This is a genomic window from Leucobacter salsicius M1-8, from assembly GCF_000350525.1.
Lineage (GTDB): Bacteria > Actinomycetota > Actinomycetes > Actinomycetales > Microbacteriaceae > Leucobacter > Leucobacter salsicius.
The window spans coordinates 210,738-233,388 of the sequence record NZ_AOCN01000026.1; the positions used below are offsets into that span (position 1 = coordinate 210,738).

Annotated in this window: 22 protein-coding genes and 5 tRNA genes; 9 read left to right on the forward strand and 18 right to left on the reverse strand. The window is 64.4% G+C overall.

Annotated elements, in window-relative coordinates; genetic code table 11:
• Positions 1-69: 69 nt before the first annotated feature.
• The 4 genes from C795_RS0113350 to recO all read right to left on the reverse strand — a co-directional run bounded on the left by C795_RS0113350 (position 70) and on the right by recO (position 4,168).
• Positions 70-1,326, reverse strand: coding sequence for a deoxyguanosinetriphosphate triphosphohydrolase (locus C795_RS0113350; RefSeq protein WP_157487146.1), 1,257 nt, complete (start codon positions 1,324-1,326; stop codon positions 70-72).
• On the reverse strand, positions 1,319-2,527 hold the full coding sequence (gene dusB / locus C795_RS0113355; RefSeq protein WP_033349818.1) for a tRNA dihydrouridine synthase DusB: 1,209 nt from the start codon (positions 2,525-2,527) through the stop codon (positions 1,319-1,321). The genes C795_RS0113350 and dusB overlap by 8 nt, the downstream gene beginning before the upstream one ends.
• A 76-nt stretch (positions 2,528-2,603) precedes the next feature.
• Positions 2,604-3,392: an isoprenyl transferase gene (locus tag C795_RS0113360; RefSeq protein WP_026139680.1), complete on the reverse strand. Its 789-nt coding sequence runs from the start codon at positions 3,390-3,392 to the stop codon at positions 2,604-2,606.
• A 53-nt stretch (positions 3,393-3,445) separates the two neighbouring features.
• The gene (gene recO / locus C795_RS0113365; RefSeq protein WP_026139681.1) at positions 3,446-4,168 is read right to left on the reverse strand and encodes a DNA repair protein RecO; all 723 of its coding nucleotides are present in this window, start codon (positions 4,166-4,168) and stop codon (positions 3,446-3,448) included.
• 102 nt (positions 4,169-4,270) lie between these two features.
• On the opposite strand from recO, the gene C795_RS16085 reads away from it, so the two are divergent.
• On the forward strand, positions 4,271-5,212 hold the full coding sequence (locus C795_RS16085; RefSeq protein ID WP_017794257.1) for a trimeric intracellular cation channel family protein: 942 nt from the start codon (positions 4,271-4,273) through the stop codon (positions 5,210-5,212).
• Positions 5,213-5,226: 14 nt separating this feature from the next.
• Here C795_RS16085 and C795_RS0113375 read toward each other — a convergent pair whose 3' ends face one another.
• The 7 genes from C795_RS0113375 to C795_RS17760 form a co-directional block, all read right to left on the reverse strand.
• Positions 5,227-6,912, reverse strand: a complete 1,686-nt coding sequence (locus C795_RS0113375) for an HNH endonuclease signature motif containing protein (RefSeq protein ID WP_017794258.1) — start codon at positions 6,910-6,912, stop codon at positions 5,227-5,229.
• 185 nt (positions 6,913-7,097) lie between these two features.
• Entirely contained in the window at positions 7,098-7,688 is a 591-nt protein-coding gene (gene ruvC, locus C795_RS0113380; protein ID WP_017794259.1) for a crossover junction endodeoxyribonuclease RuvC, read from the reverse strand.
• A gap of 1 nt (position 7,689) precedes the next feature.
• Complete coding sequence (locus C795_RS0113385; RefSeq protein ID WP_017794260.1) at positions 7,690-8,454, reverse strand: YebC/PmpR family DNA-binding transcriptional regulator; 765 nt, start codon at positions 8,452-8,454, stop codon at positions 7,690-7,692.
• An 86-nt stretch (positions 8,455-8,540) separates the two neighbouring features.
• The gene (locus C795_RS0113390; RefSeq protein ID WP_017794261.1) at positions 8,541-9,083 is read right to left on the reverse strand and encodes an HIT family protein; all 543 of its coding nucleotides are present in this window, start codon (positions 9,081-9,083) and stop codon (positions 8,541-8,543) included.
• Positions 9,071-11,038 carry a threonine--tRNA ligase gene (gene thrS / locus C795_RS0113395; protein ID WP_017794262.1) on the reverse strand — a complete coding sequence of 656 codons (1,968 nt, stop codon included), beginning with the start codon at positions 11,036-11,038 and terminating at the stop codon, positions 9,071-9,073. The genes C795_RS0113390 and thrS overlap by 13 nt, the downstream gene beginning before the upstream one ends.
• Positions 11,039-11,110: 72 nt before the next feature.
• On the reverse strand, positions 11,111-12,508 hold the full coding sequence (locus C795_RS16345; protein WP_017794263.1) for an ATP-binding cassette domain-containing protein: 1,398 nt from the start codon (positions 12,506-12,508) through the stop codon (positions 11,111-11,113).
• A 72-nt stretch (positions 12,509-12,580) separates the two neighbouring features.
• Positions 12,581-12,877, reverse strand: a complete 297-nt coding sequence (locus tag C795_RS17760) for an ATP-binding cassette domain-containing protein (RefSeq protein WP_017794264.1) — start codon at positions 12,875-12,877, stop codon at positions 12,581-12,583.
• 180 nt (positions 12,878-13,057) lie between these two features.
• Between C795_RS17760 and C795_RS0113405 the strand changes: the two genes are divergently transcribed.
• Positions 13,058-14,143 carry an acyltransferase family protein gene (locus C795_RS0113405; protein ID WP_083879309.1) on the forward strand — a complete coding sequence of 362 codons (1,086 nt, stop codon included), beginning with the start codon at positions 13,058-13,060 and terminating at the stop codon, positions 14,141-14,143.
• 424 nt (positions 14,144-14,567) lie between these two features.
• On the opposite strand, the gene C795_RS0113410 is transcribed toward C795_RS0113405, so the two are convergent.
• The 3 genes from C795_RS0113410 to C795_RS0113420 all read right to left on the reverse strand — a co-directional run bounded on the left by C795_RS0113410 (position 14,568) and on the right by C795_RS0113420 (position 14,858).
• Positions 14,568-14,639 (reverse strand) — tRNA-Val (locus C795_RS0113410).
• Between the two features lie 30 nt (positions 14,640-14,669).
• Positions 14,670-14,740 (reverse strand) — tRNA-Cys (locus C795_RS0113415).
• A gap of 45 nt (positions 14,741-14,785) precedes the next feature.
• Positions 14,786-14,858: transfer RNA gene (locus C795_RS0113420), tRNA-Gly, on the reverse strand.
• Positions 14,859-15,027: 169 nt separating this feature from the next.
• Here C795_RS0113420 and C795_RS0113425 point away from each other — a divergent pair.
• From C795_RS0113425 to C795_RS0113440, 5 genes are all read left to right on the forward strand, one after another.
• Positions 15,028-16,044, forward strand: coding sequence for a hypothetical protein (locus C795_RS0113425; protein WP_026139682.1), 1,017 nt, complete (start codon positions 15,028-15,030; stop codon positions 16,042-16,044).
• Positions 16,045-16,153: 109 nt separating this feature from the next.
• Positions 16,154-16,228, forward strand: a tRNA-Val gene (locus C795_RS0113430).
• Between the two features lie 178 nt (positions 16,229-16,406).
• Positions 16,407-16,862, forward strand: a complete 456-nt coding sequence (locus tag C795_RS16350; protein WP_157487147.1) for a Pr6Pr family membrane protein — start codon at positions 16,407-16,409, stop codon at positions 16,860-16,862.
• The gene (locus tag C795_RS17320; RefSeq protein WP_157487148.1) at positions 16,853-17,083 is read left to right on the forward strand and encodes a hypothetical protein; all 231 of its coding nucleotides are present in this window, start codon (positions 16,853-16,855) and stop codon (positions 17,081-17,083) included. Before C795_RS16350 ends, C795_RS17320 begins: the two co-directional genes overlap by 10 nt.
• Positions 17,084-17,231: 148 nt before the next feature.
• A tRNA-Gly gene (locus C795_RS0113440) sits at positions 17,232-17,304 on the forward strand.
• A 59-nt stretch (positions 17,305-17,363) separates the two neighbouring features.
• Here the strand turns inward: C795_RS0113440 and C795_RS0113445 are convergent.
• The 4 genes from C795_RS0113445 to C795_RS0113460 all read right to left on the reverse strand — a co-directional run bounded on the left by C795_RS0113445 (position 17,364) and on the right by C795_RS0113460 (position 20,641).
• Positions 17,364-17,579 carry an Rv0909 family putative TA system antitoxin gene (locus tag C795_RS0113445; RefSeq protein ID WP_017794267.1) on the reverse strand — a complete coding sequence of 72 codons (216 nt, stop codon included), beginning with the start codon at positions 17,577-17,579 and terminating at the stop codon, positions 17,364-17,366.
• A gap of 97 nt (positions 17,580-17,676) precedes the next feature.
• Complete coding sequence (locus C795_RS0113450; protein ID WP_017794268.1) at positions 17,677-18,315, reverse strand: hypothetical protein; 639 nt, start codon at positions 18,313-18,315, stop codon at positions 17,677-17,679.
• 6 nt (positions 18,316-18,321) lie between these two features.
• On the reverse strand, positions 18,322-19,380 hold the full coding sequence (gene zapE / locus C795_RS0113455) for a cell division protein ZapE (RefSeq protein WP_017794269.1): 1,059 nt from the start codon (positions 19,378-19,380) through the stop codon (positions 18,322-18,324).
• Positions 19,381-19,420: 40 nt separating this feature from the next.
• Positions 19,421-20,641 (reverse strand): alpha/beta hydrolase family protein, encoded by a 1,221-nt coding sequence (locus tag C795_RS0113460; protein WP_017794270.1) that lies wholly within the window; start codon positions 20,639-20,641, stop codon positions 19,421-19,423.
• Between the two features lie 109 nt (positions 20,642-20,750).
• Here C795_RS0113460 and C795_RS0113465 point away from each other — a divergent pair, with 109 nt between their 5' ends.
• Both C795_RS0113465 and C795_RS0113470 read left to right on the forward strand, forming a co-directional pair.
• A complete protein-coding gene (locus C795_RS0113465) occupies positions 20,751-21,359 on the forward strand; it encodes a DUF3000 domain-containing protein (RefSeq protein ID WP_017794271.1) in 609 nt (202 codons plus the stop codon).
• Positions 21,360-21,367: 8 nt separating this feature from the next.
• Positions 21,368-22,555: an HRDC domain-containing protein gene (locus C795_RS0113470; RefSeq protein WP_017794272.1), complete on the forward strand. Its 1,188-nt coding sequence runs from the start codon at positions 21,368-21,370 to the stop codon at positions 22,553-22,555.
• Positions 22,556-22,651: the final 96 nt, after the last annotated feature.

Below are 22,651 nucleotides of genomic sequence, written 5' to 3' on the forward strand. Positions count from 1 at the left end.
GCAACCAGGTTAAACCAGCCGGCGCAGTGGCGCCGCTACCTCTGGTCGGAAATCGCTTCGCGATTTCTTTTAGACCAGAGGTACCTGACACAACCGCTGGTACCAGGCGATCGCCGACTGGTCGGTAAGCGACGCAACCTGGTCAATGATCGCGCGACGCGCGGCCGCTTCGGAGCCGGCCTCACGAAAATCGGCGGCGTAGGCGGGCTCGAGTTGACTGGGGCCCGACTCCCACAGCGTGTGCAGCAGCTCGGTCAGCAGCGAGCGTTGGCGCCGATAGGTCGGCTGTCGTCGGCCCGCCTGCATCACAAACGCGGCGACGATCCCCTTGAGCACGGCAATCTCGGCCTCGACGTGGCGTGGCACGACCACATCACCGCCGTACCGAGCGAGTGGCCCGCTCGTTGCCGCCAGCGTCGCCTTGATCGAATCTCGGGCAAAGCGCCCAATCATGTCACTCGTAAAGTTCTTCAGCTTGGCCTGGTCGCGTCGCGAGCCGTCCCAGCTCGTCAGCCAGGTCGCGCTGCGCGACATCCGATCAAACGCTGCCCCGAGTTCGTCGCTCGAGAATTCGCCGCCCGCCCACTCCGCCACGGCACGGATCAGCGAGGCGTGCCCCGATCGCGCCGTCAGGATCGCCGGGTCAATGTGTTCGCTGACGATCGCATCTTCAAAATCGTGGACCGAATAGGCGATGTCGTCTGACAGATCCATGACCTGCGCCTCGGCACACTTGTGCCGATCCGGAGCCCCGGCACGCAGCCAGTCGAACACCTCGGCATCGTCGGCGAGGTACCCGAACTTCGCGCTTCCTGCCGGAGCTTCTTCGAGCGCCCAGGGGTACTTGCAGCTCGCGTCGAGCGTCGCCCGGGTCAGGTTGAGCCCAATGCTCTCGCCCTCGGGCGTGAACCGCTTGGGCTCAAGGCGCGTAAGAATGCGCAGGGTTTGGGCGTTGCCTTCAAAGCCGCCAAAGCCTTCGGCCCACTCGTTGAGCGCGCGCTCGCCATTGTGCCCAAACGGCGGGTGCCCCAGATCGTGCGCGAGGCACGCCGTGTCCACGATGTCTTGCGACAGCCCGAGCGACACCGCGAGCTCGCGGCCGATTTGGGCGACCTCGAGGGAGTGCGTGAGGCGGTTGCGCGCAAAGTCGATGCCGCTCGTGGGGCTCAGCACTTGCGTCTTCGCGGCGAGCCTGCGCCAGCCGCTCGAGTGCAGCACGCGGGCCCGGTCGCGCGCGAAGTCGCTGCGGGCACCGCTGTGGGTCTCGGGGGCGAACCGCTCGGCGTCCTCGCCGCGGTAGCCCGAGGGCAGTGCCGGATCAGCCACCGTCGACACCGACGCCCGACATTTCGGCCTCCGCGAGTGCCGCGCGGTCGATGCTGTCGCTGGTGCGGCTCTCGAGCCAGCCGTTAGGCAGGTGTACGCGCTTGGGGCTGCCCGCTCGGCCACGCTGGCCTTCGGCACCGATACCGGGGTACGGCATGTCGGAGTCCATGGTGGCGAAAATTTCGTCCATGTGTTCGAGCGATTCCACGGTCGCTAGCGAGCGACGCAGATCGCCCCCGAGCCCGTAGCCCTTGAAGTACCAGGCAACGTGCTTGCGAATGTCGCGGCACGCGTGCGCCTCATCCTCGAAGAACTCGGAGAGCAGCTCGGTGTGGCGGCGCATGGTCTGCAACACGAATCCGAGCGGCGGCTTCGCCATCTGCTGTGCAGCTTGCTCGTGGCTGATCTCGCCGGCCTCGGCCCGAAACGCTGCGTCGAGGTCACCAAACAGCCACGGGCGCCCGAGGCAGCCACGGCCGACCACGACGCCGTCGCAGCCGGTCTCGCGCATCATGCGAACCGCGTCCTCGGCCGACCAAATGTCGCCGTTGCCGAGGATCGGCACGCTCGTGATTGCCTGCTTCAGCTCTGCAATCGAGTTCCAGTCGGCGGTGCCCGAGTAGTGCTGGCTTGCCGTGCGGCCGTGCAGCGCGATCGCGGCAACACCCGCCTGCTCAGCCGCGCGTGCAGCGTCAAGGAACGTGAGGTGATCCTCGTCGATGCCCTTGCGCATCTTAATCGTGAGGGGAATGTCGCCCGCCGCCTGCACTGCATCGGTCACGATGGCGTTAAACAGGTCACTCTTCCACGGCAGCGCTGAACCGCCGCCGCGCCGCGTCACCTTGGGCACGGGGCAACCAAAATTCAGGTCGATGTGATCTGCTAGGTCTTCGCCCACCAGAAACTTCACGGCCTCGGCGACCGTCTTCGGATCGACACCGTAGAGCTGAATCGACCGCGGGGTTTCGCTCTCGTGGTGCTTGATGAGGCGCATCGACGTGGGAGTGCGCTCGACGAGCGCACGGCTCGTGATCATTTCGCTCACATAGAGTCCGGCACCGTGTTCGCGGCAGAGCCGGCGAAACGCGGTGTTCGTAATACCGGCCATGGGCGCGAGCACGACAGGTACGTCGAGCTCGATCGGGCCAATGCGCAGCCGTGGCGCGGTCAATGATGATTGCGAAAGCGTAAGAGAAGACATCGCGTCCATTCTCGCATGGACCACTGACGTTCGGCCCAACGCTGCGCCCCGGCTCTTATGCCGGCCACGGCCCCGGCTATTTCCCGTCGTCAGGCGTATCGACCGCGCCGCCAAAGCGCCGGTCGCGGTCGTGATAGATCTCGATCGCGCGCCACAGTTCACCGCGGTCAAAGTCGGGCCACAGCGTGTCAAGAAACACCATCTCGGCGTAGGCCGACTGCCACAGCATGAAGTTTGAGGTGCGCTGCTCCCCCGAGCTGCGCAAGAACAGGTCGACGTCGGGCAGCTCCGGCACGTACAAGTGCCGTTCGATCGTGCGCTCCGTGATGCCCTTGGGCGAGAGCCTTCCCGCCTCGACCTCGGCGGCAATCGCTCGCACTGCGTCGGTGAGTTCGTTACGACCACCGTAGTTGACACACATCGTGAGGGTGAGGCCCGTGTTGGTGGCCGTGGCACGCTCAGACGCACGCAGCTCGTTGATCACCGACCCCCACAGCCGGGGCTTGCGCCCTGCCCAGCGCATGCGCACATTCCAGGCATCAAGCTGCGCCCGCCGTCGCCTCAAGACGTCGCGGTTGAATCCCATGAGAAAGCGCACCTCGTCGGGCGAGCGGCGCCAGTTCTCCGTCGAGAACGCGTAGACGCTGAGATGCTCCACACCCGCTTGGATGGCGCCGGCAACCACGTCGAGCAGTGCCTGCTCCCCCATGCGGTGCCCTTCGACACGCGCCAAGCCACGCTTGTTCGCCCAGCGACCATTTCCGTCCATCACGATCGCAACGTGCGCCGGCGCGGGGCCCCGAAACACGGGGGGCTGCTCACCCGTCCAGTCGACGGGCACGAGGGATTGTGGAGCTACGGGCATGTTTGAAAGCATAGGCCGTTACCCGGCCCGGCCCGTGATCCGGTGTCTCCGGATCAGCGGCGCGCCACTCCCAGTGACCGGAGCCCACGCTCGAGATGCCACTGCGCATAGGCCGCCGCGATCCCCGCGGCCTGCTCGCGCTGGCGCGCATTCGATGCGACTGCGGTCTCCCAGTCCCCCTCGAGCAAGGCGTTCAACAGGGCGACGCTTTCGGGGTCGAGTCGGGGTGGCCCCGCCACCCGGCAGGCCTCGCACAGCACGCCGCCCGCCTGCACCGACACCACGGTGTGCGGTCCGGGCGCGCCGCAGCGCACACAGTCGACAAATCCGGGCGTCCAGCCCGCCGCCGACATCGCCCGCAACAGGTAACCGTCACGCACGAGTTCCGGATCAATCTTGCCCGCCGCGAGCGTGCGCAGCGCGCCAATGAGTAACGCGTAGAGCGGCAGCGACGGGCCTCCCTCGCCCAGCCGCTCGGCGGTCTCGACGATCGCGCTGCCCGCGCGGTAGCGGTCGTAGTCGGCGCTGATCGCCGCGCCGTAGGCCCCGAGCGTTTCTGCCTGGGTGACGCTGTCGAGGCTGCGGCCCTCGTAGCACTGCAGGTCGACCACCATAAAGGGTTCGAGTCGGGCCCCAAACTTCGAGGTTGTGCGCCGCACGCCCTTCGCAACCGCGCGCAGCAAGCCGCGACCGCGCGTCAGCAGCGTGACGATGCGGTCGGCTTCGCCGAGCTTGTGCGTGCGCAAGACGACGCCTTCTTCGCGATAGAGGGGCACCCGTCCAGTATCACGCACCCGGGTGCGCGGGTGCTGGGCACGGCGCGCTGGCACGGCACGCTCCGGTTCTGCACATTCATGTGAATGAGGGAAAATGGAAGGGTGCTTGACGAGACTTTCCGCATTGCCCTTCCGATTGATCTGATTGCCGCTGCCGTGGGCAGTCTGCAGGGCGCCATGTTTGCGGCAGGGTTTAAGCGCATCGATCTGCTCGGTGTGGCGATGATCGGCATCTTCTCGGGCATTGGTGGTGGATTCTTGCGCGATGTGCTGCTCGGAATCAGCCCCGCCGCGTTCTCCGACAACCTGTACCTCATCGTGGGCACACTCGCCGCGTTCATGGGCATGCTGCTCGCGCGACTGCTCGAAAAGGTTGACCCTGTCATCACCGTGTTTGACGCGGTGAGCATCGGCATATTCGGCGCGCTGGGCACCACGAAGGCGCTCTCGTTTGGGCTCCCCGTCGTGCCCGCGCTCTTCATCGGCACCGTGGCAGCAGTGGGTGGCGGCGTGCTCCGCGACCTCATGCTCAACATTCCGATCGCGCTCATGCACGTCGGGTCACTGTATGCGGTCGCGAGCCTCGCGGGCGTCGGGACGCTCGTAGTGCTCCTCTCATTCGGCGTGCCCGTGATGACTGCGGGTATCGTCTGCGTCGTGGTGACGGCTGTGCTGCGGTTGCTGGCGGTGCGATTCGGCTGGAGCCTCCCCGAGCAGCGCACCCTGAGTCGGATTCAGCTACGCAGGCAGCGGCAGGTCGAACAGGCCGTCGAGGAAGCCCTCGCGACCGGCGCGATCACGCTGCCGATCTCGTTGCCCGGGGAGTCACTCGACGATGGTTCGCGGCCCAGCACGCAGCCGGAGTCTCTGCCAAGGCCGCTTCCTGGCTCGCTTCTCGACGCGCTCCCGGAACCGCTGCCCAGCGCGAGCGATGCGGATACTGGTCGGGGCTCACACGATTCCCACGACGCCCACAGCGCTCACGACGCTCACGACGCTCACGACGCTCGTGACACTCGTGATTCTCGCCCCCCGGAGGCATAGCCGTTCCAAGCGTTTTAGAACGGGGACGGGCCTGCGGAGGCATCAGTGCCATGCTCGTCGGAACTATCTGGATTGTCCAGACTATCCAGACGTTTGTAGAAGTCTGCGCCGAATGGATGCGCCTGATGTATCGAAGGTTCGGCGTCAGTCCCGGTTTCCGCGTCGGACTCGGCGGTGAATCTCACAGTTCGCCCCGTCCGCAACGAAGGGGTTCGTGGGCGGCCCGGTGGGTCGCCATAGCGGCGCCCCGGTGGCCTGTCGCTGTAGACCCGCTTGGAAGGACTCGTCCAGGTGAGCGTACCCGTTTCATCGAGCTCAGGGTTCCACTCGCTGTGGTGCTTCAAAGTGTGATGCCCCTTGCAAAGGTGTTCAAGATTGGTGGTCGAGGTCGGTCCACCGTTTTGCCAGTCAATGGTGTGGTCAATGTCACACCGCACTGCGGGCCGAGTACACCCCACGAATCGACAGCGCTGGTCTCGAGCCCGCAGCAGGTCTTTCATTCGTTTTGAGGGATGCCGCCGTTCGACGGCCAACACGTTGCCGACCGCATTGACATCAACGCGGTAGATGTTGTGGGAGGATTCGAGCATTTCGACGGCCAGGAGTGTGGCGATAGGCCCGTATCCGACAAGCTCGCATACCGGCCGCTGACGCCCGGTGAGGTTGAGGTCCGAGCAAAAGCCCGATCCCGAAGCAGAACCAGAACCAGAACCAGAACCAGAACTACCGGCCGAAAATTGATCGCCTGGTTGCAGGGCCTCAACCGGAACCAGGACCTGCAGATGAGCGAAGTAGCCGCGCTCCGCGACCCGCGCTTTCGCGCCGTCGCTGAGGTCCATGTCCGTATATGGGTTCGCGTTCAACAGGAGTTCGGCAAGGGTGTCGGCGCGGACCTCGTCCAGGCTCCGCGCCGGGGGCAAGTCGTGTTCTGCCGCGCTGCCACTGCCACTGCCAGCCAGCAAACCAGCGGTAGCCACCCCCGATGAGTCGGGAGCCGCCCCGGGTTCCGCTTGCCACACGGTCTTCGCGATCTGATGCAATCGGTCTTTGATGGCGTAGGCCACTTCGGCTGGCAAGTAGGCATAGAGCTCAGCCATGCCGTCTTCACAGTCGTGCACCTCGACCCGGCGTAATCTGCGCGCCGCCGCATGCCGCTCGTCGAGCGAGACCTCAGCAAACTCTTCGGCAAGCCGCTTAGCGATCGACCGCAGTCGGGCTGGCGTCTCTTCAATCGCGTAGGGCAACACCGCTGCTTCGTAGAGCGCATGGTTCAGGAGTGCCCCGCTGCCAGTTCCGATCACCACGCCGGCATCACAGATCACGCGCACATGAGCCACGCTCACCAGGCCTGCGCCGAGCACCTCCCCCAACCCGGGGTACCGCGTATCGATGGCGCAGGCGAGATCGAGTTCGCGTTCAACCGAGTGCTCACTCACATGCTGAGCGGCCGCAAGTTCGGCCCGCAACGCGCGGTAAGAAAATTCTGTCGAGGCCTCACCCTCGACCGCAGCTCCCAGGAGCGCGGCATAGGTCGCGAGCCGGTCACGGTCCAGAGCCCGCTGCTGCCGAGTAAAGTACTCAACCAGCCCGATCCCGTCGGCGCCAGCTGGCCCGGCCGCAGCCGAGCCATCACCAGCACCCGAGCCGGCACCATCGCCACGCGACGCGCGGGGAACGGAATCTGGAGCCGGGATGTTCATGTACTAAGTACAGACCATACCTCCGACATTCAGGCCCCATTTTCGGGGCCTCACCATACAAACTTTCGAATGATTCGTTGTTGAGGGCCCTACAAAAACCGATCGAGCAAGGCGGGTGGACGCGATTTCACCCTCCGATACAGGCAGAAGGCACCAGCACCACTCTAAAAGCTCGAGGAGCCCAACTAGCCCCGCGCGCCACGCTTCGCGCCGGCCCTGGCCTCAGCCTCGCGCCACGCACGCTGGGCGGGCGTCTCCCCGCCTGGAGCCGGGCTACGGCCCTCGCGATCCGGCGCACCACCGCGCCCCAGATGCCACACGTGCGTGATCGCGAGCGCGAGCGCGTCGGCGGCGTCAGCGGGGCGAGGCGGGGCGGCAAGCCCCAAAAGCCGCGTCACCATCGTGGTGACCTGGGCTTTCTCGGCGCTGCCGTAGCCGGTCACCTGCGCCTTCACCTCGTTGGGGGTGTACATTGCGACCGGAATATCGCGCTGGGCCGCGAGAAACATCACGACGCCGCTAATCTGCGCGACCCCCATCACGCTGGGAAGGTTCTGCTGCGCAAAGACGCGCTCGAGAGCAATCGCGTCTGGTCGCTCACCATCGAGAATGCGTTCGATGCCGGATCCCAGCAAATGTAACCGACGCGGCAGGCTCTCACTCGCGGCACTCTGCAGCACCTCCACGTGCTCGAACACCACACGCCGTCCCGCCCCAGACGAGACGATCCCGACCCCACATCGCGTGAGGCCGGGATCGATTCCGATAACGCGCACGTTACTCGTCGTTCGCCAGTTCCTCCTGCACCGAAGCGGGCAGGTCGAAGTTGGAGAACACGTTCTGCACGTCGTCGCTGTCTTCGAGTGCGTCGATGATGCGGAACACCTTGCGAGCAGTGTCTGCGTCGACCTCGACCTTCATGCTCGGCACGAACTCAGCGTCTGCCGAGTCGTAGTCGATGCCAGCGGCGACGAGGGCGTCGCGAGCAGCGCCCAGGTCGGCAGCCTCGGTGATGATCTCGAACGCCTCGCCGTTGGGGGTCTGCGCGACCTCCTCGGCGCCGGCCTCGAGCACTGCCATCATGACGTCGTCCTCGGTCGTGCCCTCAGCGGGGACCGTAATGACGCCCTTGCGAGCGAAGTTGTACGCGACGCTGCCCGGATCCGCGAGCGTTGCACCATTGCGGCTGAGCGCTGTGCGCACCTCTGCTGCGGCACGGTTCTTGTTGTCGGTGAGACACTCGACCATGAGCGCGACGCCGTTGGGCCCGTACGCTTCATACATGATCGTGATGTACTCGACCGCGTCACCGTCGAGACCAGCGCCGCGCTTGATCGCGCGATCGATGTTGTCGCCCGGTACCGAGTTCTTCTTCGCCTTGTGCACCGCCTCAGACAGCGCTGGGTTGCCTGCCATATCGGGCCCGCCGATACGTGCAGCAACTTCGATCACCTTGATGTACTTCGCAAACGCCTTTGCGCGACGCGAATCAAGGATTGCCTTCTTGTGCTTAGTGGTTGCCCACTTGGAGTGTCCTGCCACTGGAGCTCCTCTTTCTTCAGTTCAAACGTTGGATATCAGTCTAGGTGTGCGCCTCGCCGCTGGGGGCGAGGCTGTGCGTGCTGCTTCTATGGGTGCGGCCAGGCCGCGGCGATGGCGTCGCGCACATCACCGAGCAACTGCGGCATTGCCTTCGTCTTTGCGATGATCGGAAAGAAATTAGCGTCTGACGCCCACCGCGGCACCACGTGCTGGTGCAGGTGAGCCGCGATTCCCGCGCCGGCAACCTCACCCTGGTTCATGCCAATGTTGAAGCCGTCGCAGTTGAGCGCCGCGCGGGCGGCCTGCATAGCGCGCTGGGTGAGTTCACCGATCTCGGCGATCTCCTCGGGCGTCGCTTCTTCATAGCTCGCAATATGCCGGTATGGGCACACGAGCATGTGCCCGCTGTTGTACGGGAACAGGTTGAGCAATACGTACGCGGTCTTGCCGCGAGCGACAATCAACGCGTCGTCATCAGCCTTCGCGGGTGCGGCGCAGAACGGGCAATCGGTGTGATCGGGCTGATGGTGGTCTGCCACGTACACCATGCGGTGCGGCACCCACAGCCGCTGCGTCTCGTCAGGCGAGCCCACAGCGGCCGTGGTGGCGAGGGTTTCTACTCCGTCCACGCCGTCGACACCTGCTCATGGCTCGCGATCGCGCCCGTGATGCGCGCAATCGCCTCGGCCACGGGCACACCGTTGAGCTGCGTGCCGTCGCGGAAGCGGAAGCTCACAGCACCGGCCGCACGGTCGTCCTCGCCAGCGATGAGCTGGAAGGGCACCTTCGCCTTGGTGTGCGTGCGAATCTTCTTCGGCATGCGGTCGTCGGAGTGATCCACCTCGGCTCGCACACCCTGCTCGCGCAGCTGGGCAATGACACCGTCGAGGTACTCGCCATACTGCTCGGCCACGGGAATGCCCACGACCTGCACAGGCGACAGCCACACGGGGAATGCACCGGCATAGTGCTCGAGCAGAATGGCGAAGAAGCGCTCCACCGAACCAAGCAGTGCGCGGTGAATCATGACGGGCTGCTTGCGCGTGCCGTCGGCGGCCGCGTACTCGAGCTCAAACAGCGCAGGCTGGTTGAAGTCGAGCTGCACAGTCGACAGCTGCCAGGTGCGGCCAATAGCGTCGCGCGCCTGGACCGAAATCTTGGGGCCGTAGAACGCGGCGCCACCGGGGTCGGCGACGAGCTCAAGACCCGATTCCTCGCCCACTTCGCGCAGCGTCTGCTCGGCGTCGGCCCACTGTTCTGCGGTGCCCACCGACTTCTCAGGGTCGCGTGTCGAGAGCTCGAGGTAGAAGTCGTTGAGCCCGTAGGCGCGCAGCGTGTCAAACACGAAGTTGAGCTGGCGCTTGATTTCGTCCTTGGCCTGCTCATCGGTGACGTAGATGTGCGCGTCGTCCTGAGTCAGGCCGCGCACGCGCGTGAGGCCCGAGAGGGTGCCGCTCTTCTCGTAGCGGTAGACGGTGCCGAACTCGGCGAGGCGCAGCGGCAGCTCGCGGTAGCTGCGAGCACGTGCCCGGTAGATCAGGTTGTGGAACGGGCAGTTCATGGGCTTCAGGTAGTAATCCTGGCCCGGCTTGATCGTCTCGCCCGTCTCATCGTTCACGACCGCATCGAGGTGCATGGCCGGGAACATGCCGTCCTTGTACCAGGCCAGGTGCTGGCTGGTCTCGAACAGGCTGCCCTTGGTGATGTGCGGGGTGTTCACTACCTCGTAGCCGTGCTTGATCAGCTCCGAGCGCATGAAGTTTTCGATCTCGTGGCGGATGATGCCGCCCCGGGGGTGGAACACCGCGAGGCCTGAGCCGATCTCGTCGGGGAAGCTGAACAGGTCGAGCTCGACGCCCAACTTGCGGTGGTCGCGCTTGGCTGCCTCCTCGAGACGCGTCTGGTGGGCGCGCAGCTCGTCCTTGGTGGGCCAGGCTGTGCCGTAGATGCGCTGCAGCATCGGGTTCTTCTCGCTGCCGCGCCAGTAGGCACCGGCCGAGCGCATCAGCGCCCAACCGTTGCCAATCATGCGCGTTGAGGGAACGTGCGGCCCGCGGCACAGGTCGCTCCAGCACACCTCGCCGGTCTTCGGATCGACGTTGTCGTAAATGGTGAGCTCGGCACCGCCGACCTCAACACTCTCGTTGTCGTCGCCGGTTGCTCCCCCCTTGAGCCCGATGAGTTCGAGCTTGTAGGGCTCGGCGGCGAGCTCGGCCCGCGCCTCGTCCTCAGTCACCACGCGACGCACGAAGCGCTGGCCCTGCTTGATGATCTTCTGCATTTCCTTCTCGAGGGCCTTGAGGTCCTCGGGGGTGAATGCAGTCTCGGGGGCAAAGTCGTAGTAGAACCCATCGGTGATGGGCGGGCCAATGCCGAGCTTCGTTTCGGGGTTAACTCGCTGCACGGCCTGCGCAAGCACATGCGCGGCCGAGTGGCGCAGAATGTTCAGGCCGTCCTCGGAGTCGATGGACACCGGCTCGACTGTGCTGGTGTCCGTGACCTCTGCGGCGAGATCTTTCAACTCACCATCGACGCGCATGGCGACGATCGAACGATCGGTAAACAGCGAGAAGCCATCGGCCACAGGGGCACACTCCTTTTAAGTCGGATGCTAACCCAATGATTCTATCGGGAACCGGCGCGTGAATCCCGTGACCTATTCAGTGAGGGCGAGCCGCGCCCCCTGCCAACGCTCGCGCAGCCACCGGTCATGCGAGGCCACAACCACCGTCCCCGGGTAGCTCTCGATTGCGCGTTCCAGGTCACTGACGAGGGTCAGCGACAGGTGATTCGTGGGCTCGTCGAGCAGGAGCAGGGCGGGCGGGCTTGCGAGCAGGATCGCGAGCGCGAGGCGACGCTGCTGCCCGAGGCTGAGGACGGCAACCGGCTGCCGTTCGTCCTCTGCCCGCAACAGTCCGAACGTCGCGAGCGGCACCAGCTCCGCACGATCGATCCCCACGCGATCGCGATAGGCCTCGGCCGCGGTGCGCCCGGGCCCACGCTGATCCGGATCAGGGATATGTACGCGCTGGGTCAGAAGCCCCACGCTCGCACCCGGGGCGAGATCGACCGCGCCCGTGGTCGGGGCGAGGTAACCGCCCAGCAGACCCAACAGGGTGGACTTGCCGACGCCATTGGGGCCGGTGATGAGCAGCTTCTCCCCCGCCTCGAGCTGCAGATCGACGGGCCCGAGCCGCCCGTCGACCGCGGCTCGGGTCGCGGTCATGAGCGGGGCGGGCGTGTCTTGATCCGGATCGGCCAACTGCCGACCAGGGTCTTCCATCGACGCAATCCCCAGGAACTGCAATTGCTCGCTCGGTTTGCGAATCTGCCGGGCATCGAGTTCCTCGAACCGCGCACGAACATCGTTGACGCGACGCGCGACGACTCGGGCGTTGCGATCGGCGTAAAACTTTTGGGCCATCCGCGATTCAGAACGCGGCTTCCAATCCTCGTGCCCCACCTGCTGGCTATCCCCGATGCCGGCGCGCAACCGCGCGAGTTCAGACTGTTCATCACGGTACTGCCGCTCCCATCGTGCGCGCGTCTGGGCGCGCTCGGCGAGGTACTCGCTGTAGCTGCCGGTGAAGCGCGTCACACCCAACCCAGAGCCTGCCTCATTGCCCGATTCCGCGGCACGCACGGTGCGCGGAGCGGGATCAAGGTCGACCAGGCTCGTCACCGTTTCGTCAAGAAACGCGCGGTCGTGGCTCGCAATGAGCACGGGGCCGCGCCAGCTGTCGAGCACGCGTCGCAGATGCTCGATTGCTGAGTCATCGAGGTGATTGGTGGGCTCATCGAGCAGCAGCACGTCTGGCGCACGCAGGAGCAGCCAGGCCAGCGAGAGTCGGGCAAGCTGGCCACCCGAGAGGGTATGTGCGCCCCGGTCGACGTCGATGCCCGCGAGCCCGAGCCCGGCCAACATGCTCGCGATGCGCGCATCTATGGTCCACGCGTCGAGCCGTTCGGCATTGTCGAGGGCAGCGGCATAGCGGTCGGCGGCACCCTCGATGGACTCGCCGAGCGCTGCAGCGGCCAGGTCGACCTCGGCCACAGCATTGCGCGACGGCGCGACGGCCTGTTCGAGCGCGTCTCGTATCGAAGATTCAGGGGCAAATGGCGGTTCCTAGTGCAGGAGTCCTACGGTGGCGCGACCGTCAGCCGCGGCCGCGGCGCCGACGGGACCCGCGAAGCCGCGATCCGGCACGATGAGACCCGCAGCCGCGCGCAGCAGCGTGGATTTTCCCGAGCCGTTTTCGCCGATAAGTCCGGTGCGCTCCCCTGAGGCCACGGTGAAGGTGACATTGGTGAGCACGCGGCGCGTCGCGAATGCGACCGAGATCGCATCGATGCTCAGGTGCAGCGGAGAGGTAGTGCGCCCGCTCGCATGAGAAAGAGGGGTGACGTGAGGCGATAGAGCCAATGGGTAGCCTTAAGCATCGAAGGGTCCCGCCGGGCAGTGCCGCAGCGCGGGAGTGTTTCGAAACTTAAGAGATCACGACGACAGCCTATCAGTGAACTGGCTTCTGTCCACAGGATTGACGAGCCGAAGCACGTTGAACATGCTCATGACACTTGGTCAGCACCCTGGTAGATTCATGGCATGATACCTCGTCGTATCTTATGGATTGACACAGCCCGCGGCATTGCAATCATTGCTGTGGTCTTCTTCCACGCGGCGTTGCTCTTGGGGCTGGTCGGATACGCCCCTTTTTGGAACAAAGCACTGGAGCTTCTGGAAACGCTGCGGATGCCTCTATTTCTGTTCGTCTCAGGGCTAGTTTCGTACAAGCTACCGACCTATTCGTTTAAGACACTGTGGAACAAGCGGCTGTCACTGCTCCTCTACCTGTACGCAGTCTGGGTTGCGGGCAGGACGCTGTACGTCCAGTTCATACATCCGCCAGCGCTTGATCCCCACTGGCAGGACGCCTTCAAATTATTTACGAGCCCGCACACGAGTCTTTGGTTTCTCTACGCACTTGCGCTGTATGCCATCACGATTTGGGCACTGCGTGGAGTGAACTCGAACATCGTGCTTATCGCAGCAGCACTGATTTCAGTGTTGGCGCTATCTGGCCTGCTCCCAATTGCGAACTTGGAATGGTTGAAGACCGTTTCTTATTTCTTCTTTTATGTTGCAGGCATTAACCTTCGCGCCTGGTCGTTGCGCAAAGTTGAACAGTTGAACGTGGTCACGGCGGTGATTCTCATCACCGTATACCTCGGGGTTTCAGTCTTCAATCGCGCCGGACTCATTCCGAGTGTGGTCGGCGTGAGGTTCATTATTTGCATTCTCGGCGTCGCTGCAGGAGTAGCGCTCGCGTCCCTTCTCGTTCGGATCAAGGGCTTCGGGTGGGTTGCGCTTCTAGGGCGACGAACAATGCCGATCTACCTAATACATTTCCTTCCGCTACTCGCGCTTTCCCTCATACTGAGCAAGGTGACTGTGCAGGTCCCGATGGGTGTTCAGCTGATCTTCGTACCAATCGCAGTCGCAATTTCCATCCTCGTTGCGCTGGCTCTGTACAAGCTGCTTGCCGGTGTCCCTGGGGTGTTCACGGTTCCCTGGAAAACTCGGGTTGATGATCCTGGCACCGCACGTCGCGCCCCGTCGCAGATGGCACAGCCTGACCCCGAATCGCCGAATCGATTGGCCACGCCCCCTGAGGCGCCGGAGCCCAATTAAACTTGCGACGGTGACCCTCAGGGACCGCCAGGTTGGCAATTCTCGCGGCATGAGCGAACGACATATGCAGCGGGGCGCGGAATGGTTCCTCACGTTCAAAGAAATCCCACTCAGTCTCTACGACGCAGGACTAGAGGCGGCAGAAGGACTCTGGCTACGCATTGGATGGGCCAGACGGAGCTAAACGCGCCCCACACCATCCACTCTTTGTGTCCTAAGTTTGCCAAGCACTTGCCAAGCAAAACAAAAAAGCCCCGGATTCCATTTTCAGGAATCCAGGGCTGATCTGGCATTTCTCAAGTGCGCGATACTGGGATCGAACCAGCGCGAGAATTTCAGAGCCGACGCGAAGCGTTGGCAATTCTCGCGGGTCACTGGAGATCCAACACGAAAAGCCCCGACCGAAGTCGAGGCTTTTCTCAAGTGCGCGATACTGGGATCGAACCAGTGACCCCTTCCGTGTCAGGGAAGTGCGCTACCGCTGCGCCAATCGCGCCTATATATTTCAGGCTATTCAGTTGTAGAGAGGTGGCGACGGGATTCGAACCCGTGTAAACGGCTTTGCAGGCCGGTGCCTATCCTCTCGGCCACGCCACCTAAGTGGTTGCCCACGCAGTAATCTTAGTTACCTAAAACTACTAGAGCGGATGACGAGATTCGAACTCGCGACCCCAACCTTGGCAAGGTTGTGCGCTACCAGCTGCGCCACATCCGCATGTCTGACCCGATCACGTTTCCGTTTGCGGCGACGTAGATAACTATAGGGGGGCCGCGGGCACCCACGCAAATCACACTACCGACCCCGGGCGTGCCGCGCCAAATCATGCGGATTCTTGTGCCTCCACCCCTCGACCCGGGGCCCTCCACCCCGATACGGTTGTGGCATGAGTGGCCCGCCGGCCGCACGTGTGCGGCACATCATCGCGATCGTCTTGGCGTGCGCACTCATCGCAGCAACCGTGGTCGCGGTGATGAACCGACAGCTGATTCAAGACAAAATCTCGGCCGCAAGCTTCACCCCCACCGCTGCAGTTATTGATCTCAAGGATTCACTGAAACTCACCGATGAGGGAACACGCATCTTTCTCGCGAGTCGCCCTACCCTCGACGGTACCCAGTACTTCAACACTCAGTGCTCCGAAGTGAAGCACGGTGCAGCAGGCCACGTCCTCGGCTGCTTCATCGAAGATCGCATCCACCTGTACAACGTGGCCGATCCGCGCGTATCCGGGATCGTCAAGGTAACCGCCGCTCACGAACTTCTGCATGCCGCATACGCGCGCATGCAGCCCGGCGACCGCACAGCACTGGCCGAGAAACTGCTCAAGCTTTACGATGAACGTTCGCAGAAGGAACCGGATCCTACCCGGCGAATGGAGATGTATGCCAGCCTCCCCCGCACCGCATTTGCGGCCGAACTCCACTCGGTCTTTGGCAGCGAACAAGAGGATCTTCCCGAGTGGCTTGAAGAGCATTACGCGCAATGGTTCACAAACCGTGCGGAGATCACCAAAAGCTACCGGGGATACCAGAGCGTGTTTCGGGGACTCCAGAACGACGCGAGCGACCTCAGGTCTCGCATGAAAGAGCTGCGCATTGATGTCGAAGAGCGCAAGGTGGAATACGACAAGGCCGTTGCCGCGTTCGATGCGGATACGGCAGAATTTAACCGCAGAAACAAGAAGCGCGAGTTCGCCTCGAACCCCAAAGCCGGCGAGGCAATAAACAGATCGCTCAAGGAGCGGCGTGCTGGCCTCAACCAGACCCTCACTGAACTCCAGGATGACATCGCTCACTACAACGAAATGCGCACCGAACTCGAGCACCTAGGTAACGTCAGTACCCAACTCGAGGCCCACCTCGACAGCGCACTCGCACCGATAACGACACGCCCGAACTAGTGGTGGCGAATCCGCAGGATCTCGCGCCTTCCCTGTCGGGCTCGCAAGCGTCGACCCAAATCCGTGTACTATCGAACTCGTTGGCTTTCGTAAGGAAGCATGACAAAATGGGCGTTTAGCGCAGCGGTAGCGCGCTTCCTTCACACGGAAGAGGTCACTGGTTCGATCCCAGTATCGCCCACCACCAAGCCCCGACCACGGTCGGGGCTTCTTCCATCCCACCAGTGACCTCGCGAGAATCACCAACGCTTCGCGTCGGCCCCAAATTCTTGCGCTGGTTCGATCCCAGTAGCGCCCACCACCACAAGACCCCAGCCAGGCAAAGGGAGTCTCCCATTGTTCTGCGCTGTAGGCTGGCCCGCATGATGAGCACCCCACGGTTCGCAATCGCTTGGATTCGGATCGCCATCGGTTCGGCCGCCATTGCGGTCGTGGGCTACGCCTACCTCGATGGGCTCGCCGCCGGCAACAGTAGTCCGTTTGACTTCTTTGGCTACTTCACCAACCAGACAAGCCTTGGCACGGGCGCGATTCTGATCGCGACGGGCGTCACGACCCTGCGGGGCCAACCCGTCGCCTGGCTCAGCTATGCACGCTCAGTCTCCGTCGCCTGCATGTTGATCGTGTCCGCGATCTACAACGGCATCGTGCCCGGCACCGGCTCCGCCCCCGCGTGGGTGAGCATCGCGCTGCACATCGGGCTCCCCCTCTTTGTGGCGGCAGACTGGGTGCTCGTGGCCGACCGACCCACGCTCCCCTGGCGCACGATCTGGCTCTCGTACTTCCGTATCCCCTCGTTTGGCTCACGGTGGTTCTGATTCGCGGCGCCACGGACGGCTGGGTGCCCTACGGATTCATGCTCCCCGAGCACGGGCTCCCGTCGCTCTCGCTACACATCGCTGGCCTACTGCTCGCGCTCCTCAGCGCCGGTGCACTGACCTGGGCGGCGAGCAGGGTCAGGTTAGGGCTTGGAGGCCCCCGCGAGGCACCCAAAGCACTCGATCACCCCAAGACACACCCGAGCATCCCACGCCCCTAAGCCCGCCGATTGCCCAAAATTCTAGGCCACATATGGCGAGACACCCCATTCGGGCAGCACGGTGAACCCCTGGCGGTAAACCGATGCCTGCGGGCCACCATATACTTAATCAGGTCGCCGAGGTTGTAAAAAACCGCGGGCAGACAGTGCGGATGTGGCGCAGCTGGTAGCGCACAACCTTGCCAAGGTTGGGGTCGCGAGTTCGAATCTCGTCATCCGCTCAGATACACAAAGGCCGCGGCTCTTCGGAGCCGCGGCCTTTGTGCTGTGTACTCGCGAGCTACTCGTTGCCGATCTTGCCGTCGAGCGTGTCGCGCACGCCCTCGACCTTGTCGGCGAATTTGCCACCGGTCAGCTTGTTGGCGAGGCCGGCAGCTCCGTCAAGAACCTTGTCGCTTACGCCCTCGGCCTGCTCGCTCTTCAGCGCTCCATCAATCTTTTCGGCATTCTGCTTTGCGAAGTCACTCGCCTGCTTACCCAGATCTTCCAGCCCCATTGCCTACTCCGTTCGCTCAATACGATAGAGACGCGAGTCGCGTCACCACCAGTATGTCTTGCAACGCTACGACACGCGAGACTTCTTTCTCGCGAATCTAGCGCGTGCCCCGCATGGGATGCACGCGCGCGAGACCCGAAACGGCACGGGTGAAGTGATCCGGGCTCAGCACGTGGCCCTCTCGCCGCATGCCCGGCTCAGTCACCCGCAGCACGCGCTCTGGCGACAGGAAACTCTCGCGCCCCTGTGGGTCCCAGGCTCCCTGCCCCACGGAGATGAACCCACGATGCTGCTTGGTGCTCAGGTAGCACCCTGCGGTCGCCCCGTCGGAGGTGCGGGCGATAATGAGTACGGGCCGGTCCTTGCCGCGGCCATCTTGCTCGGCGTACGGCACCCAGGTCCACACGATTTCACCGGGATCCGGATCGCCATCGGGGTTGGGTTCATAGGAGGGGGCCAGGTTCGCGATTTCCTGCGCTGTGAGGTCTCGGGTGGCGTCTCGGCCGAACTGGCCCGGGCTCCCCTCGGCTGGCGAGATCGTAGCGCCCGATACCGTAGCGCCCGATACCGTAGCGACCGGCGAGCCGTGGGTGCGTTGCGCGCGAAGCCTGGGCTGGCCGCCCGATGGCGGACGCTTCGCGCCCGGCGAACGCGGCTCACCCTGCTGCCTGGTGGACCGCAGCAGCGCAGCGATGACCGCGGCCGCTAGGGCTTTCAGGACACCGCGTGCTGCCACGGCGCGCTACGCGATCTCGCTCGAGGTGAGCGCGTTCAGGCGCGACATGCAGCGCTGGTACTTCTTGCGGTATCCACCGTCGATCATGCCGCCGCCAAAGATTGAAGTCAGTGACGTTCCGGTCGCCCGGATCGGAATCTGCGCGTCGTACACGCGGTCGATAAACGCAACGAAGCGCAGCGCGGCCGATTGATCCGTCAACTCGTGCACGTCGCGCAGCCCGATGCACTGCACGCCGCCGAGCAGCCCCGAATAGCTCGAGGGGTGCACTGTAGCGAGGTGCTTGATGAGCTCCGAGAAATCATCGTCGCTCATGCGTTCACCCGAGGCCGAAACGTCGGCGAGCGAGAACCGGTATTCGTCTTCGGTGAGCGCGACCGCATCTCCGGTGATATCGCGCTGGCGATAGTCGGTACCGTCGATCCGGATCGTCTCGAAGCGATCAGACATCGCCTGAATCTCGCGCATGAAATCGGCGGCCGCGAAGCGGCCTTCGCCCAGAGCGTTCGGAGGCGTGTTCGAGGTTGCGACGATGCGGGTGCCGCTCGCAGTCAGCTCACCAATGAGCCTCGTCATGAGCATCGTGTCTCCCGGATCATCGAGCTCAAACTCGTCGATACAGATGAGGCGAGCACCCTGCAGCACGTTGAGGGCCCCCGCGTAGCCAAGCGCCCCCACAAGGGCGGTGTACTCGATGAAGGTGCCAAAGTATTTGCGGCCGCTCGTGGCGTGCCAAGTTGCAGCAAGCAGGTGCGTCTTGCCGACGCCGAAGCCACCGTCGAGGTAGATGCCCGGCTTCGTTGGCGCCGCAGGGCGATCCTCGGCCTGCTTCTTGCGTCCAAACCCAAAGAATCCACCCCGTCCCACGGGGGCAGGGGGCGCGGCGAACGCACTCAGGGCGTCTCGTGCCTGAGCCTGCGAGGCAAACGTGTCGTCTGGTCGATACGACTCAAACGTGGCGTGGGCGAACTGGGGCGGGGGCACGAGCGTCGCCACTAGCTCCGGGCCCGAAATGGTCGGGCGTCGGTCGACGAGGCGTGCGGACGTGAGCTGCTGTTCGGACATCAGAGCCAGTCTAGCGGTCGCCGGGCCGCTTTCCTCCCGCTCATCCCCGCCAGGCCGGCCGAGGCAACGCCCGCGCGAACGTCTCGGTGACGCGCTCCCACGATTCCGGCTCAACATTCCAGAGCTTGACGTGCTCTCCGCGGTCCACGAGACGCAGGTGCACGAGCCCCGGGCAGAGCTCAGCCAGCCGCTCAGCGCCGGCCGAGGGAACGAATGTGTCGCCTCGGCTTGCGTGAATCAGGGTGGGTACGCGCAGGTCGCGGGCAAGGGTCTCCGGCGTCACCTGTGACAGGTCGATTCCCTCGGCGGCATCCGTCGACACGACACCGCGCTCGATGAGCGACATCCCCAGGCGCGCAAGGAAGCCCGGCGCGCGGTGCAATCGCGCCTGGTGTTCGAGTAGCCCCGGCCAGTCAACGGCAGGTGAATCGAGGATGAGACCGTCGATCCGGTCGCGGTGCGCACCCCGTGCTGCCGCAACGAGGCATGCGGTCGCACCCATCGACCAGCCCACGAGGGTCACACGGTTCGCCCCGTGCTTGAGCGCGTACTTTACTGCGGCGTCGACGTCTTGGGCCTCCGTGACACCAAACCCGTAGCGACCACTCTCCCCCGCCGGCGCGCCCGGATCATTGCGGTAGCTCACCACCAGACTGGTGATGCCCGCCCGCGCAAGCGGCGCCACTCCGCGCAGAGTCTCCGCCGGCAGCGCGCCGCGGCCGTGCACGTGGATCGCCCAGCGGCCCCTGCGCCCCGGGCGCGCACGCCGGGCGGGCCGCAGGATCCAGGCGGGGGCAGGGCCACCATCGAGCGGCAGTGACACCTCCTCGACACCGCTGATATCGGCGTTCTCCTCCGCAAGCACCTGCGCCGAGGGATACCACCAGCCCGTGATCCGGCACCGCTCACCCTCGCGCAGTTGCCCCGCATCGACCGAGATGATCTCGCGCGCGACGAGACCTGCCGAACGACCCAGTACCTGGCCGAGCCGTGCGTGGCCGCCGTCCCAGAGCAGGCCATACCGCCCCGGCAACGCGACGTCTGGCCCGCGCAGCCACACCACAGGGGTGTCGCCGACCCGGCCGAGGCGCGCAACTTCCGTGGGGACCGCGGGGCGCTCCACCGGAGTTGCCACCGCCCGCGCAAACACCGCGCTCCCCGCGAGCACCGCGCCCGCGGCGATTGCCCCGCCGGCCACCAGCCCGGCCGCCGCAATCATGCCCCAGTTACCGCCAAGATTCCCTGCCGCACGCTCACGCATTGCTGGCCTCCCTTGATTCGATATCGATCACTCCGCCACCCGTCGCTTCGTGCTTCACCGGCGTGGCGACGATAAGTTCCTCACAGCAAACTCTAGTGTTCCGAGTGTGATGGCAAGGATCGCGGGCGAACCCGCCGTGTTCGCAGCCGCCTCAGCGCAGGTGCGCGACGCGCGGTTACGCAGCGAGCTTACGACCCGTGAGATCGCATCGCCAGACCACATCGCCCCCCATTCGGTGGCGATAGCGGCAGCGATCTCCCGTGGACCCCACCACCCGGGCACCGTCCCCGAACTCGCATCGCCGTTCGGTTCCGGCAGATTCTTGCTGCTGCACGATCCGGCCTCACGCGACGAATGGGGCGCTGACTTTCGGGTCGTGTGTTTCGCGCAGGCCCCCCTCGAACAAGAGATCGGCGTCGACCCGTTCATCTCGGATGTCGCATGGTCCTGGCTCGTCGACGCACTCGATACGCACGGAGCCGAGTATCGTTATCTCTCGGGGACGGCGACCAAGACCCTGTCGAGCGGCTTCGGCTCGCTCGCACAACAGGGGGACGCCGCACAGATTGAGCTGCGCGCCTCGTGGACGCCGCTCGGTACAGACTTTGCGGCCCACGCGGAGGCCTGGTCTGAACTGCTCTGCCTGCTTGGCGGACTCCCCCACCACGAAGGTATCGAATCGATTGCCGCGCATCGCGCGCGGACGCGGGGGAAATGACAAAGCGAATGGTTGCGCAATCCGAACTCCAGGCGAACTGGACGTTCGTTACCGATGATGCGGGCGTCGAGACGGCCGCCGCGGCGCTGGCCGCGGGCAACGGCCCCGTGGGCGTGGATGCCGAGCGGGCCTCGGGCTACCGCTACGGCGGCGAGGCCTATCTCGTGCAGATGTACCGCCGGGGTTCAGGCACGTTCCTGTTCGATCCAGTGGGCATCGACAACTTTGCTCCCCTCGCGAAGGCACTGGCCGACACCGAGTGGATTTTTCATGCGGCCACGCAAGACATCCCCTGCCTCGACGCGATCGGGCTCCACCCCCCGCAGCTGTTTGACACCGAACTCGCGGCGAGGCTGCTCGGCTACGAGCGCGTGGGCCTCGGCGCGATCGCCGAGAAACTTCTCGACGTAAACCTCGAAAAGGCCTACTCCGCGGCCGATTGGTCCACGCGACCCCTGCCTGAGGCGTGGCTCGAGTATGCGGCGCTCGATGTCGTATTGCTGCCGGATCTGCGCGACCTCGTACAGAGCGAACTGGAGCAGCAGGGCAAGCTCGAGTTTGCCAGCCAGGAGTTCACCGCGGTGCTCAATCAGAAGCCGAAGCCTGCCCCGGTCGATCCGTGGCGCAAGCTCTCGGGCACGCAGGCGCTGCGCACCCCGCGGTCACTCGCGCTCGCACGCGAGCTCTGGATCACGCGCGATGCGCTCGCGCAGGAGCGCGACATCGCTCCGGGGCGACTGATTCCAGATCGCTCGATTATCGCGGCGGCTGCCGCGAATCCTCGTTCCCCCGAGGACCTGAGCCGGCTCGCAACGTTCAAGGGCCGCGAGAGCCGCACTGAGCTCATGCGCTGGTGGAAGGCGATTCTCAGGGCGAAGACCACTCCAGATCTTCCCGGCCCGCGACCCCGAGACCCCGACTCCATCCCGCACCATCGCGGCTGGGCCGAGCGGCACCCCGAGGCCGCGGCCCGCCTCGCGATCGCCCGTGTCGCGATTGAGGAAGAAGCCGAACAGCGCAACATTCCCACCGAGAACCTGCTCAAGCCGGCCCTGGTGCGCGCACTCGCCTGGGAACCGCCGCGCGACGGCTCCATCGAAGACATCGAACGGCGTCTCAAAGAGCTGGGGGCGCGGGATTGGCAGATTAGCATTACTGCACCAATTCTTGCCGCCACTTTTGTAGCTTCCCTATAAGGAATTTCACCACTAGTCGCCACATTCCGCGACTTTTCAGGTAGCGTTACCCTCCGTGAGACTTAGTCTCATATGATGGGATTCACGCAGATCACA